At 56.2% G+C, this 14347-nt stretch carries 9 protein-coding genes; 5 read left to right on the forward strand and 4 right to left on the reverse strand.

The annotated features are described in order from the left end of the window. Positions 1-207 precede the first annotated feature (207 nt). The 5 genes from F3H58_RS12400 to F3H58_RS12420 all read left to right on the forward strand — a co-directional run bounded on the left by F3H58_RS12400 (position 208) and on the right by F3H58_RS12420 (position 9828). On the forward strand, positions 208-852 hold the full coding sequence (locus F3H58_RS12400; protein WP_188128897.1) for a DUF1629 domain-containing protein: 645 nt from the start codon (positions 208-210) through the stop codon (positions 850-852). A gap of 44 nt (positions 853-896) precedes the next feature. Continuing rightward, on the forward strand, positions 897-4760 hold the full coding sequence (locus F3H58_RS12405) for an SPM autocatalytic domain-containing protein (RefSeq protein ID WP_149742397.1): 3864 nt from the start codon (positions 897-899) through the stop codon (positions 4758-4760). A gap of 138 nt (positions 4761-4898) precedes the next feature. Beyond that, the gene (locus F3H58_RS12410; protein WP_149742398.1) at positions 4899-7103 is read left to right on the forward strand and encodes a type I secretion system permease/ATPase; all 2205 of its coding nucleotides are present in this window, start codon (positions 4899-4901) and stop codon (positions 7101-7103) included. Next, positions 7100-8587, forward strand: a complete 1488-nt coding sequence (locus F3H58_RS12415) for an HlyD family type I secretion periplasmic adaptor subunit (protein WP_286169458.1) — start codon at positions 7100-7102, stop codon at positions 8585-8587. Before F3H58_RS12410 ends, F3H58_RS12415 begins: the two co-directional genes overlap by 4 nt. A 194-nt stretch (positions 8588-8781) precedes the next feature. Further along, the gene (locus F3H58_RS12420) at positions 8782-9828 is read left to right on the forward strand and encodes a LacI family DNA-binding transcriptional regulator (protein WP_188128898.1); all 1047 of its coding nucleotides are present in this window, start codon (positions 8782-8784) and stop codon (positions 9826-9828) included. Positions 9829-9837: 9 nt separating this feature from the next. On the opposite strand, the gene F3H58_RS12425 is transcribed toward F3H58_RS12420, so the two are convergent. The 4 genes from F3H58_RS12425 to pglB are packed head-to-tail and all read right to left on the reverse strand — an operon-like array spanning position 9838 to position 14345. Continuing rightward, positions 9838-10887: a carbohydrate ABC transporter permease gene (locus F3H58_RS12425; RefSeq protein ID WP_020808844.1), complete on the reverse strand. Its 1050-nt coding sequence runs from the start codon at positions 10885-10887 to the stop codon at positions 9838-9840. A 2-nt stretch (positions 10888-10889) separates the two neighbouring features. After that, positions 10890-11885, reverse strand: coding sequence for a carbohydrate ABC transporter permease (locus F3H58_RS12430; RefSeq protein ID WP_020808843.1), 996 nt, complete (start codon positions 11883-11885; stop codon positions 10890-10892). Position 11886: 1 nt separating this feature from the next. Beyond that, on the reverse strand, positions 11887-12993 hold the full coding sequence (locus tag F3H58_RS12435; protein WP_149742400.1) for an ABC transporter ATP-binding protein: 1107 nt from the start codon (positions 12991-12993) through the stop codon (positions 11887-11889). After that, the gene (gene pglB, locus F3H58_RS12440) at positions 12993-14345 is read right to left on the reverse strand and encodes a polygalacturonase PglB (protein ID WP_188128899.1); all 1353 of its coding nucleotides are present in this window, start codon (positions 14343-14345) and stop codon (positions 12993-12995) included. The genes F3H58_RS12435 and pglB overlap by 1 nt, the downstream gene beginning before the upstream one ends. Between the last annotated feature and the right edge of the window lie 2 nt (positions 14346-14347).

The raw sequence follows: 14347 nt of genomic DNA on the forward strand, positions 1-14347 counted from the left end.
AGGCCACTTGAGCTTGGAGCTGGAGTGGCGACGCCTGATGTGTTTGGCTCAAAAGCATGATTTGTAAGCTTGGCGCGTTCTCTGCGAGTCATCTGGAGGTTGGTTTACCCTTCACACGAGGGCGGCGCACGGCGCTTGATTATTTAGTTAGACCGAGGCTCGTGTGACGACGTAGATATTATAGACGATATAATTCCGGAGTTGATTGTGAACGACGCGAGAGCACCCCACCGCCACAGCGGCGACAGAAAATTTTATGTATTTGGCCCGGACATCACCGGCGGAGGTCCAGGTCACGGTCTTGTTTTTGTCAACAAAGAGAAACTGTTGACGCCACCTCGCCTGATCCTTCGCCCAGACGACCGCGGCTTCCCGCAATTAAAAGAGAGGCCGCACATTGCCTACGACAAGAAGAAGGGGAGACCCCCACGTGATTTGGAGGGGACGCTAAGCGGATACTGGTTCGTGTCCGAGCGACTGAAGAAAATTTTTGAATCCATCGACGCGGCGGCGTTTGCTTTCGCAGAATGCGACTATACGCTTGCTGATGGATCAATTGGGCCGAAGCACTTCTTATGTGATGTTGTCAGATCAATTGATGCTTTGGACGAAGAAGCTTCAGATATGCGTATTAAAATTTATCGAAACTACGAGACTGGAGAAGATGAACAGATTTACAGTGTCGCAGGCGGCGCAAGTCTTCACTTCCGCCAAGATATAGTTGGTGACTCTCATGTTTTTGTCCAGCCGCGACTGGCGGCAGATCCAGTTTGTGACGATGCACTCTATCTTGCTTGTAAATCCATAAAAGACGTTAAGGGAATTTGGTTCATCGACGCATTAGATCTTTAGAATACATTTTTTATTGAAAATCTATTTTAGTTGGAGCTATTTCAGTGGCCGATATTTCCGCGTTCCAAAGTCACCATATTATAGAGCAACAAGCGGTAGGCAAGAGCGCTTTGTTGGAAGCGCTAATTGACCAAGGACTATTCAAGGCCGACGATCAGGCCAACCTGATAAATTTGCCGCGCGAACGTTCGGTAGCCACGAAGATGAACGTCTCTCCGCATCTCGGCGGGCCTATTAAAGAATATTCCATGGGGTTAGCGTCTCAATTAGCGGAGTTGGAAAATTCGCCCGATGGCCAGTTGGCGATGAAAGGTGACAAGTCGGCCGCCTTGCGTGTTGCTGGAGAAGTGAATTCTTTGCGTAATACAATGCGGGCAGCAATTATTAACGGTGAATTGTTTACTAACCTGCCTGATGAAAATCTTGAAGAAGTGACACGTGCGATTAACGACAAATTCTTTAAAGATCCAAAATCCTACACAAATAAACATGCCGTCCAAATTGGTAGATTTGATAAGGGACAGTTTAATGGTTGGGATGTCGCCACTGCTTCTGAAGCTAAGCTTAAGACAGCTTTAGAAGCAATTGAGCAGACCGGCTATAAAGGCGCTAAAGGCGCGGCGGATGTAGCCAAATTAGAACTAGGACTGGCTGTAGCGGAAGCGCGGCAGTCCGGTCGACTGATTGTATCACCGACTTTGGCACAGAAAATCGATGCCACTTGGGAAGCCCAGCTTCTAAAGGAGATTCTGAGCGGAAGAGCAACGGTTTCAAGCGTTCATATGCCCATGGTTTTCACGGGTCTGAAAATTCTCGGTGTTGCCGGCCTGTTCTACGACATCACCACAAGTACTGCGGAAGCTGCGAATGCAGTCGATAAAGGCGATAAAGCCAGTGCGGGGAATATAATGGCCCGCCTTGCAGGCAGAATCTATCTTGGTATGGAGGGGGCCGCGGTCGGTGCGGCGATCGGTGCTGCTCTAGGCGCTGCAGGTGGACCCGCCGCCCTTGCATCTTCCGTTGCAGGCGCTCTTGTCGGCGGAGTCAGCGGTGCGATTTTAGGTGATGCGGCCGTCGATGCGCTTTGGAAGGCTGCTGATGATGTCGTTTCGCTTCTCCAGGCAGGCACCCCAGAGGCAGGCGTCGAGACGCCGTTACTGCAACCGTCCGGAAAATATTATCGCGGTCTGATCGCAAGTGGCATGCCCAAGGATATAGCCGACAAACTCATTCGCGAGTTAAATTCGGAATATAAAGAACGGCGCCTTCAGCAGCCGGATGCCTCTGCTGAGGCTTTGATAGAAAGCGTCATAAGGGACGTTCGCGCAAATCAGGCGATAGAACCTGAAAACGAAGCGGGTGCCAGTGTGACCACTATTCGGGGTGGGCGTTACGCCACCACAATTATCAATAGCGGCAGCGGCAAAATCGAATCAATAAATGAAATCGAAACCGGCAAGCCCGTGTCTTCTGTCTTCCATAACAATCTCGGAAAAAAGACGGGCGAAGTTGTATTTAATGCGGATGGATCGACCACAGAAAAATCCTATGATCCGGATGGCAACCATATAGAAAGATCGTTCAGTCCACAGGGCGAAGTTGTACGGGAGCAATTTTATATTGCTTCTATGAACCTGACATTGGATTCTCAAATCATCAACCAAAAGAAGGAGGTTTTGATCAGGCTGGCAAATCAGGCAGGTGCTCGCCAACAGTTTAGTAAAGCCGAGACAAACCAAAGAGCCGCATCGCAACGTTTACAGGCGGCAACCGAATATTTTGATCGCACTCAACAGGCTCTGCAGGTGAGTGAACGCGAAATGAGTTCTCTTAATAATATACGGGAAAGGGACGGCAACGGCAAATACACCTACAGAAACCGATTTCCTACCGCAGAAGATAAGTTTAATCTTGAGCGACTGCGTTCGATCACGGCTGGGGCGAGAGCTGAGCGGGACCGATTGCAGGCTCAATATAATCTGGCTAACCAAACCTTTCAGCAAGCAACCAACTTGATGAACGAGGCTGATGACAAGCTAAAATACGCGGACGCGGAGCTGAAGAGGAAGGAAAACCTTCAGCTTCCGACTGTTGGTTCAGCCGATATCCCGCGACAGATGCCCGGACCCGCAGCCTTGGGCGATACTGGATCGAATAACGTCAAGTCAACGGACGATTGGAGTAGAGACCTTGCTGAATTAAGAAGGGAGATGGCGCAAGCTGGACGTGAACGTGCAGCAGCTCCCGGTGAACGGGATGTTGGGAGTGCGGAAGCGGATTTAGATATAACGACGTTTCTTCAAGATTTGCAGGCTCTCAATGACGCTAACGACAATCTCTCCAGCGACATAGACGCCTTTACTTCAGCTTTGACGGAAAAAATAGCTAGGGCGCAGACGGATACTGACAGTCAAACCGCTGCAGCCAAAGCGGCGGCGGCAAAGGCTGAGGCAGAGCGGCAGGCAGCTGCGAAGGCTGAGGCGGAGCGACAGGCGGCTGTGAAAGCTGAGGCAGAGCGACAGGCGGCTGCGAAGGCTGAGGCAGAACGGCAGGCGGCTGTGAAGGCTGAGGCAGAGCGGCAGGCGGCTGTGAAAGCTGAGGCAGAGCGACAGGCGGCTGCGAAGGCTGAGGCAGAGCGACGGGCAGCTGCAAAGGCTGAGGCAGAGCGGCAGGCAGCTGCAAAGGCGGAGGCGGAGCGGCAGGCTGCTGCCAAGGCGGAGGCGGAGCGGCAGGCTGCTGCCAAGGCGGAGGCGGAACGTCAGGCGGCGGCGAAGGCGGAGGCGGAGCGGCAGGCTGCTGCCAAGGCGGAGGCGGAACGTCAGGCTGCTGAGAAGGCTGAGGCGGATCGACGGGCGGCGGCAGAGAAAGCGGAACGTGACAGGATCGCTTCGGAGGAAGCACGGAAGGCTCAGGAATTGCAGCTTCAGCGCTACAATGAACGCATGAGGCAGGAAGAACAAAGCCGACGGGAGAGGGAAGAGAGGCAGCGCCAGTGGAATTTGCAACAAGAGCGTGAAGCGGAGCAGCGTCGGCAGCAAGCAGCTGCGGATCAGGCACGAAGGGATGCTGAAAGAGAGAAATTACGTCGCGAAAGTGAGAACACGGCTTTCGAGAACATGAGAAAGCAAGACACGTTCTCAAACTTGCCATCTAGTCCAACGATCTTCAAACCACCAGGAAGACTTGAGATAAATGTTCCCTATAATCCTAAAACCGGCATAACGGGCAATGAAAAATGGTACTATGGCGGCCGAAGAATCCGCCCTGTCGTTCTTGATCTCAACGATGACGCGAAGTTGGATATTCGACCGCTTTCTCCGACCGATGTGGATTGGACAAAATCAGTTCCGTCTGACATTGGAAGCAACGGTAATGAGATAAGGTCGCACTTTGATGCAGACGGAGATGGAATAAGGGATGAGGCAGCATGGATCGGCCCGAATGACGGTCTGCTTGTAATTGATCTTGGCAAGAACGAAGCAGACGGGCCGGACGGTCAAATCAATAGGCCGGAAGAGGTTGCTTTCTCGCTCTGGAAGTCGGAAGAGCAGCGCGTGGCTGAACTTAAAGAGAAGGGCATTGACGATACAGGTCGTCCAGTGACCGATCTTGAGGGGCTTCGCTTTGCGTTCGACACCAATCGGGACAATATTTTCGATAGTCAGGATGCCCGATGGAGCAAATTCCGCATCTGGCAGGACTTCAACCAAAACGGTACCGCCGACGAAGGCGAGCTTAGTACGATGGAGGCTGAGGGTATTGCCTTCGTCGATCTTCTACCTTCCGAACAGGACGCGAAAGCGTTTCCGGATGGGTCGCTGATCACAGGCACGAGCTCTGCCAAACGGATAGATGGCACGTCCATTCTCGTCGGAGACGTCGCGCTCGCTTATAGGCCTGCTTCGTAAGGTCTCCTTTAAGGTTCACGGAAACGTCGACTGGCAGCTGCGTCTCGAAAACGCACGCCAGTCGATATCGGGGCAGCCATTGAGTGCAGCTCAGGCATCGGCCACATCACGTGGCAGTGTCATCACCCAGAAAATCCGATGAAACAGAATACAGCCATGCAGGGTATCGTCGATTTTAGTAACGAACGAAAAGCTGCCGACACACAGGCTTCCGAAATTGAACATGATGGCGGTCTTGTCGCGCTGTGCGCGATCGCCTCACATTACCGTATAGCCGCAGACCCCAATAGGCTCACACATGAACTCGCCATTCCCGGCAGGTCACATTCCCGGGACATTTTGAGAGCGGCAAAAAATATCGGTTTGAAGGCGAGGCTGATACAGGCCAAATCGGAAAAACGCATTGCGTCTCTGCCAGTCCCGGCAATCGCCTGCTTTATCGATGGCAGCTATGGCTTGTATCTCGGAATCGCAAGCAACGGCATGCACAATATCGCCGATCCCGAAAGTATGGCGGTTCGCCAGATGGATATTGCAACATTGCTGGAGGCGGGGAACGGGGCTTTCATACTGGTGCAACGGCGGTTCGCGGGACCGGGCGTTTCCAAAGATACCTTCGGTTTCAGATGGTTTCTTCCATCCCTGTTCCGGTACCGCAAAGCACTTGGCCACGTTTTGGTCGCCTCTCTTTTTGTGCAGATTTTCGCACTTGTAACGCCGTTGTTTTTTCAGGTCGTGGTAGACAAGGTCCTGGCCCATAGGAGCTATTCGACCCTCATCGTTCTGGTTATCGGACTCGTCGCTCTCGGACTGTTTGACGTTATCCTGCAGTATCTCAGAACCTATGCCCTGTCCCACACCACCAATCGTATCGATGTCGAGCTTGGCCAGAGGCTTTTTCGTCATATGATGAACCTGCCCTTGAGCTACTTCGAAACGCGAGCTGCCGGCCAAACGGTTGCCCGCATTCGGGAGTTGGAGACCATACGGGATTTTCTGACGGGGCAGGGGCTGTTCTCGGGTCTCGATTTGCTCTTTACGGGTGTCTTCATATTCGTTCTGTTTTGTTATTCGAGCACCTTGGCATGGATCGTGGTTGCCTCAATACCCTTTTACATAGGGATCGGAATTCTGATCCGGCCATTTCTTAAAGAGCGCATCGATGAGAAATTCGATCGAGGCGCCTATAGCCAGCAATTGCTGGTAGAAACTGTCGTCGGTATCCAAACGCTGAAGGCTTCGGCGGTAGAGCCGGTTGTTTCCGCCCAATGGGAAGAAAGACTGGCGGCATATGTGCGTTCTTCTTTCAGCGCGACCATGCTTGCTGCAAAGGGGCAAAACGCCATTCAATATATCAACAGGGTCACAAGCGCGGCCCTGCTGCTGTTTGGGGCGCAATCCGTTATCAATGGTGAATTGAGTGTGGGAGCGCTCGTCGCGTTTAATATGATCGCCAGCCAGGTATCGCAGCCGATCCTGCGTCTTTCTCAATTGTGGCAGGATTTTCAGCAGGTACAGATATCGGTTTCGAGGCTTGCGGACATTTTAAACGCCCCCGCGGAACCTAGACCCAAAAATCCTATCAACCTGCCGCCGCCTCGGGGTGCATTGGAGTTCAGACGGGTCAATTTCCGCTATCGGCCAGATACGCCAAATGTCTTGAACGATATAAATGTTTCTATTCGACCCGGCGAAGTCGTGGGAATCGTCGGAGCCTCAGGTTCTGGAAAATCCACCCTTACAAAGCTTATTCAGCGGTTCTACCTACCCGACAGCGGTCAGGTATTTCTGGATGGGCAGGACATCTCTCAAGCCGACCCCGCATGGCTGCGAAGTCATATTGGCGTGGTGTTGCAGGAAAACATGCTGTTCAATCGCACGGTGCATGAGAATATTGCTTTCAGCAATCCGGCAATGTCCCGCGACACCGTAATCCGAATGGCGCGAATGTCCGGCGCAGACGAGTTCGTTACGAAGCTGTCTCGCGGCTACGATACGATGATCGAAGAGCGTGGCGCTAATCTTTCGGGCGGCCAGCGGCAAAGGATAGCCCTGGCGCGCGCTCTGGCAACCAATCCGCCTCTACTCATTCTCGATGAGGCCACGAGTGCGCTGGATTATGAAAGCGAGCGTATTATTCTTCATAACATGCGCGATATCGTTCGGGGTCGCACGGTCATCATCATAGCTCACCGGCTGGCCACTGTTCGTTATTGTAATCGCATCATCGGGATGAAGGAAGGCGCCATCACCGAGCAAGGGACACACGAGGAGTTGCTTGCTCGCCCCACTGGTACCTATGCCCATCTCTGGAATCTTCAGAGCGGAAGTGTTTTTGCGTGAAGCTCAAGACCCGATTCACTCATCGCGCCAAGCTACGCGGTAAAAAGAACAAAGCGGTCCACCGCCGGGATATGGAGTTTCTCCCGGCGGCTTTAGAAATATTGGAGACGCCGCAGTCGCCCGTAAGGATAGCATTTTTATGGTTCATCTGCGTTCTAGCAACGTCCCTGCTGGCTTGGGGATGGTTTGGCAAATTTGATATCGTAGCGACGGCGCAGGGCAAGATTCAACCAGTCGGGCGCGTAAAAATCATAGAATCCCTTGAGCATGGAAAAACCAGCTCAGTCGTCGTTGGCAATGGGGATATTGTCAAGGCGGGCGATATTGTTACCGAACTCGATGATACTGAAATGAGGGCGGAGGAGGCCGCGAAATCGAGCAGCCTTTATACTCTTCGAGCCGAAATTCTGCGGCGTACTTCTTTTGGTGAAGTGTTAGCGAGGGTGAAAACAAGCCTATGGCAAGAGCCGGCGTTGTCGGCATATCCAGTCCTCGCTGTTCCCGTCAATATTCCGGATCTGATCCGTCTTCGTGAGCAAGCCGTATTGGAGGCCGATCTTCGGGGTGTATGGGCCAATATCCGTAGTCTGGTTGCCCAACGCCGGCAGAAGGAAGATGAGATCGCTGGGCTGACAGAGGCAATTGCGTTTCAACGTGAACTCGTCGGAACCCTTGAGCAACGGGTCAATATGCGGTCGCAACTGCTTCAATCTCGCGTAGGCTCTCAGGTCGAACTCTTCGATGCTACGCAGGAGTATCAGGAGGCGAAGTCGGCATTGGCCGAGAAGCTGGCGCAACTAAGTGGCTCAAAAGCGGAAGTGAATGTGGTTATAGCAGAAGCCGAAAAAGTCATTGAAACCGCATCCGCCGACAATTCAAACCGTTGGCTGGAGGCGCAGCGTGCCAAGGATGAATTGGAACAGGAGTTAATCAAAATAAAAAGCCGAAGAGAGCGGCTTCAAATTCGGTCTCCGATTGACGGTGTCGTTCAACTTTCATCCATCACGTCCGTGGGACAGGTTGTGACAGCGAATGCCGAGTTAATGCGTATCGTCCCACTCGATTCGGTTCTGGAGATTGAAGCATATCTTCCAAACAAGGATATAGGTTTCGTAGAGGCGCGGCAGCTCGCTATCATCAAGATCGAAGCTTACCCGTATACCCGTTTTGGCGTTTTGAAAGGAGAGGTGAAGCGTATCTCCTCGGATGCAATTCCAGAGCCTGATGCCCAAAATCTCGAGTCAACGATAGCGCAAACTACCCAGTCCGCTGTTCCTACTGGTAACGCTCAGAGGGTGCAAAATCTTGTTTTCCCTGTCACTCTCGCCCTTCAGGATAGCATGATGCAAGTCAGTGGTCGGCTTGTTCCGGTTACGCCCGGTATGAGCGTTACTGTTGAAATCAAAACCGGACAACGACGAATTTTGGAGTATTTGTTCTCGCCGCTGACAGAAATTGCATCCGAAGCGATGAAAGAAAGATGATTTCGAAACCTGCGCCGTTCAGCGTATGGAGCTCTCGAAAAAACCCAGAGAAATCAATTCCGCATTTACGGATGATGCTGTAGTCTTCGAGCGACGAGAGAGCAGCAAACAGGCACGGGTATTCTTCAGATCGACTGCGTGAGGCAGGCTTTCTGCCCGCACCGTCCGAAGTAGAGTGGTTGAATTTCCCCTTTATGAAAATAGACAGGAAAACGACGCTTAAGGACGTGGCGCGAGAGGCGAATGTTTCGCTGAGCACGGCTTCGCACGCCATCAATGGCACCGCACCCTTGACCACGCAGGTGCGCGAGCGGGTGCTGGAGGCGGCACGCGCACTCGGTTATCTCGAAAACCGGCGACAGAAGGCGACCATCGCCACTTTGCGTGTCGTGCTTCTGGCCATGACCAATGATGCCGCACCGCAGAGCGATCTCAACATGGTCAGCTGGACGATGCTGAACGGCTTCCGGCGCGAATGCGAGCGGCGCGGCATTCGCATCGTTCCCTATGTCAGCACAACGAGCCGGCTCGATCCGGTTGCGGTGGCGGCGGCGGCGGATGCCGACAATGTCGACGGTATCGTGATCCTGAACGATGACAGGCCGCAACTGGTCGAGGCGCTGTCTGCGCTTTCGCGGCCGGTGGTGCTGATCAATGGCGAGGACCCGGCCATGATCGTCGATACGGTGACCGCCGAGAACCGTTTTGGCGCGCGGCTCGGTATCGAACATCTGCTGTCTCTCGGGCATCGCAATATTCTGCACATCACCTGGAAAGGGCGCACGACGATCCGTCGCCGATATGACGGTTATAGCGACGCGTATCTCGCGGCGGGTCTCGCTGTTCCCGCCGATATGGTCATCGAGGTGGAGAGCTACGAGCCGGAATGGGGCGAGGCCGCCACGCGCCGCCTGCTGGCCGAGGAAAAACCGCTCAGAAACGCCACGGCGATTTTCTGCGCCGCCGATAATCTGGCGCTCGGGTGCCTGAAGGCCCTGACGGAAGCCGGAATCCGGGTGCCCGACGATGTTTCGGTATTGGGGTTTGACGATATCATGCCGGCGGCCTTCAGTGCGCCGCCGCTCAGCACCATCCAGTTGCCCGCCGACAGGCTGGGCGGCGCGGCGCTCGCGCTGCTGGAGCAGCGGCTTGTGGCGGCCGATCCCACCCGCCCGGCGCACCGGCTGGAACTCGGTTGTCGCCTTGTGCTGAGGGGCAGCATCGCGCCGCCCCCCAAATGATTTGTCGTTTTATTTCATCCCCGTGCCGGCAATGCCTGTCGTGATGTAACGCTGCAGGAACAGGAACACGACGGTAACAGGTGCGAGGCTGAGGAAGGTCATGGCGAGGATATAGTGCCATTGCACCGAGAACTCGCCCTGGAAGGCGTTCAGCCCCACCTGCAGCGTGAAATTTTCACGGCTGCTGAGAACGATCAGCGGCCAGAGGAAGTCGTTCCAGCGCCAGAGCACCGAGAAGATGGCGAGAACCGCAAGCGCCGGCGCCGTCAGCGGCAGGATGATGCGCCAGAAGATGCGGAATTCGCTTGCCGCATCGACGCGGGCCGCCTCGATCAGCTCGTCCGGGATGGTCAGCATATATTGCCGCAGCAGGAAAACGCCGGTTGGCGTCGCAACCGTGGGGATAATGACGCCCCAGAGATTGTCGACGAGGCCGACGCCGACGATGACGAGATAGGCCGGCACCATGACGACGGTGAGAGGGATCATCAGGGTGGAGATGATCAGCACGAAGATCGCCTTCTCGCCGCGGAAGCGGTACTTCGACAGCGCAAAGGCAGCCATGGCATTGACGATCAGCGTCAGGACGGTTGCAACGAAGGTGACGAAGACCGAGTTCTTGAGGAAGGTCAGGAAGCTGAAGCGGGTCAGCGGATCGGTGAAGTTCTCCGTCGCGATAGTCAGTTTCTGGACGGGCGTGATTTCGCGCGTATCGACGCTGACCGGCGGGCCGGGATTGGCGGGATCGACCATCTGGGCTTTCAGGCCGATGCGGCGAACCATGGCCATTTCCCGCTCCATGCCGTCGATGGGGGCTTTCCACAGGCTGAGCGGTTTGTCGTAACCCTGCACGTCCACCTGCACGGCGGCGCGTGGCAGAAGGCTCGGCGGAAACCGGGTGATTTCGGCCTCCGGTTTCAGCGATGACATGGCGGCCCAGACGACCGGGATGAGGACGGCGAGCGTGCCGCCGATGAGCCAGACCCATGACAGGATATCGGTGAGGCCGATCCGGCCAGGGCGGCGGGTGCGCGTGAGGAAGGAGACGGCGTTGGACATGGTCAGGACTCCATCTTTTTGCCGAGGCGCAGTTGCACGAGCGTCAGCGCGAGAAGCACAAGGCCCATCAGAACCGATGCGGCGGACGCAAGGCCGAACAGCCTCAGATCGCTGCCGAAGGCCATCTGGTAGATATATTGCACCACGAATGTATTGGCCGTGCCCGGCCCGCCGCCATTGGTCAGAACCCATGCCTCGTCAAAGATCTGCACCGAGCGGATCATCAACAGGATGAGCACGACGAGCAGGTTGGGGCCGAGAAGGGGCAGGGTGATGCGGAAAAGCGTGCGCCGGGGCGATGCGGCGTCGATGGCGGCGGCTTCATAAAGGTCCTTCGGGATGGCCTGAAGGCCGGCAAGCAGGATCAGCGTATAAAAGCCCATGTGGAACCAGACCGAGACCACCACGACGAAGAAACGCGACCAGCCGACATCCAGCAGGAAGATTTCCGGCGGCACGCCGAGCATCTGGAAAAAGGCGTTGAGCAGGCCGTTGCGATCGAGGAACCATTTCCAGATGAGACCGATGACGACGGGCGACAGCAGGACCGGATAAAAGAACATGGCGCGGAAGAAACCGCGCGCGGCAATCGCCCGGTTGAGGATGAGGGCGGTGATGAGCGCGACCAGCAGCGTGGCGACGACGTTGAAGCCGACGAACCACAGCGTGTTCCAGATCGCGGTCCAGAACAGCGATTCCCGGCAGCTTCCGGGGTCCATGTAGCTCTGGCAGTCCAGCAGCTTGCCGAAGTTTTCCAGCCCGACGAAGGGGCGGTCGGTAATGAGAAGTTCGGTGCCGCCGGTGAAGGCGTAACCGACGGCAATGGCAATCGGCAGGAAGGTGAAGATGCCGAAGAGAACGAGGTTTGGCATCAGGAAAATATAAGGCATGCGCCTTTTGCCGATCAGCCGCTCGATGAAGTTGAGCGGCACTTCGGCAATCGCCATCACGGCATCGAGCGCACGGTCGGACAGTCTCGCAAGCGTCGGATTGGCCATGCTAACCTCTCCCTTCGCTATCGAGGCGCGGCAACGCCAGTTCGGTGGCGGGATCGAAGACATGCACCTTTTCCCGTGCCGGCATGATCTTCAGCACCGAGCCGGAAGCCGGGGCGAAATGGCCCGCCTGATGCACGATGATCTGCTCTTTCTCGCCCTCGAGATTGCCGTAGAGATAGGTCTCGGTGCCGAGGCTTTCGTGATACTGCACCTCGAAGGGCAAGCCGGCATTGTCGGAGATGGTGAAATGCGAGGGGCGGATGCCCGCGAGAACCGCCTGCCCGGAGCTGACGGCTGCCGGATCGACAAGGCAGGGCAGGGACACGCCATAGCCGGCGTCGATGGCGATGCTGCCGTCGCTGCCCTTGGTGATCGTGCCCTTCAGCATGTTCATGCGCGGCGAACCAAGGAAACCGGCGACGAAGAGATTGCGCGGATTGTCGAAAAGCTCGAGCGGGCTGCCCACCTGCTCGATGCGCCCGGCTCGCAGCACCACGATCTTGTCGGCCATGGTCATGGCTTCCACCTGATCGTGGGTGACATAGATCATCGTCGTCTTGATATCGCGATGCAGGCGGGTGATTTCGGCACGCGTCTGCACGCGCAGCGCCGCATCGAGGTTGGAAAGCGGCTCATCGAACAGGAAGATATCCGGCTCGCGCACGATGGCGCGGCCGATGGCGACGCGCTGGCGCTGGCCGCCGGAAAGCTGTTTCGGCTTGCGGTCTAGATAGGGCTCGATGGCGAGCATCCGCGCCGCCTCGTTGATGCGGCTTTCGATTTCCGCCCGCTTGAAACGCAGGTTTTCCAGGCCGAAGGCGAGGTTCTTGCGCACGCTCATATGCGGATAAAGCGCATAGGACTGGAAAACCATGGCAATCTTGCGCTCGGCCGGCGACAGCGCGCTGACATCGCGCCCGCCAATGCCGATTGTGCCGGAGGTGACGTCCTCGAGACCGGCGATGATGCGCAGCAGCGTCGACTTTCCGCAGCCCGAGGGGCCGACGAAAACGACGAATTCGCCGTTCTCGATCTGAAGATCGATGTCATGCAGCACATGAACGGCGCCGAACGCCTTGTTGAGGTTTTCGAGTTTCAGACTTCCCATCACCTGCTCCCTTCGGGCAAGCTCGTCGTCGCGACGATCTCTTGGCTGTTCCAGCCCTTGGGCAAGGGCGTCGTTCTTTTGATGGCGACATCGCGCGCCGCAAATCCTTCCACGCCGGCAAGATAGACCGCCGGCATTCCGCCGGGATAATCCTCCATTCCGACGATCCTGCCCTCAGCATCCTGCGTCCAGGCGTTGGCGCGGCCGGCAGCATGGCGGCTTGGCGCAATATCCGCATTTGTGGGGCGCAGATCGTATTGCAGGCCGGTGCCGAGCTTGCCGGGTTGCTGCGACAGCGTGATGCGCTCTAACCGGACATTATGAATGCCGGCCTTCGATATGGCGACGAGGTTGATCGCGCCTTCCATGGAGCCGCTCAAGTCTTCCACGACCAGATTGTCGACGCTGCCGGCCTGACGCTCCGGGCGGCGGTCGACGACGGTGACGGTGACCGCTTCGCCCGAACCCCAGAAGCCGCCCGGCGTTTCGTGGCATTCGGTCTCGATCCTTGAAAAGCGGATGTTGCGCATCGCGCCGCCATCACGGGAAAACAGGCCGACGCCGCGATTGGACTGGACGATTTTGCAATCCTCGAACACGACATTGGTGAAATCGCCGAAGGATTCCGTGCCGAGCTTCAGCGCGCAGCTCATGCTGGAAACGGTGCAGCGGCGAACGGTGATATCGGCGCAGGCTCCAACGGCCTTGCCATCCGGCCCGGCACTGGTCTTCAGGCAAATGCCGTCATCGGCGGTCGAGATGAAGCAATCCTCGATCAGGGCGCGCCGGCAGGCATCGAGCACAATCCCGTCTGTATTCGGCAGGCGGCGGTCGTTTTCGATGCGCAGATTGCGGAAATGAAGGTCTTCGCAATCGACCATGTGCAGCGTCCACATCGGCGAACCACTGACGGAGAGGTTTTCAAGGCGCACGTTGCGGCAGCTTTCCAGCACTATCACGCGCGGACGTTTTTTCGCCGGGACATAGGTGCCCATGGCCTTGTCGTCGCCAACGATGAAGTTTTCACCGCCGGCCTCGATACGGCCGGGGCCGGTGACGGCGATGTCATGCGCGCCCCTGGCGATGATCATGCCGCGATCGGAATCTTCGGCAATCACCGAAACCCGGGTCAGGGCATAGGCGTCGTAATCGGAAACTGGGGCAAAAACCGCATCTTCGGCAAGGTGCAGTTCCACGCCACTTTTGAGATGGAGGCCGGCGCTGACGTGACGCCCGGCCGACAGAGACACCCGCCCGCCGCCTGCGGCTGACACGGTGTCGATAGCCTGCTGGATGGCTGCCGTGGCATCGAGGCCACCCGCCGCGACTGTGATGTCCTGACTGATGTTCATGA

This window comes from Rhizobium sp. NFACC06-2, assembly GCF_900101425.1.
Classification (GTDB): Bacteria; Pseudomonadota; Alphaproteobacteria; order Rhizobiales; family Rhizobiaceae; genus Agrobacterium; species Agrobacterium leguminum.

Coding starts and splice junctions, on each gene's coding strand:
- F3H58_RS12420 (WP_188128898.1), top strand. CDS start 8,782: ATGAAAATAGACAGGAAAACGACGCTTAAGGACGTGGCGCGAGAGGCG.
- F3H58_RS12430 (WP_020808843.1), bottom strand. CDS start 11,885: ATGGCCAATCCGACGCTTGCGAGACTGTCCGACCGTGCGCTCGATGCC.
- F3H58_RS12435 (WP_149742400.1), bottom strand. CDS start 12,993: ATGGGAAGTCTGAAACTCGAAAACCTCAACAAGGCGTTCGGCGCCGTT.
- F3H58_RS12425 (WP_020808844.1), bottom strand. CDS start 10,887: ATGTCCAACGCCGTCTCCTTCCTCACGCGCACCCGCCGCCCTGGCCGG.
- pglB (WP_188128899.1), bottom strand. CDS start 14,345: ATGAACATCAGTCAGGACATCACAGTCGCGGCGGGTGGCCTCGATGCC.
- F3H58_RS12410 (WP_149742398.1), top strand. CDS start 4,899: ATGAAACAGAATACAGCCATGCAGGGTATCGTCGATTTTAGTAACGAA.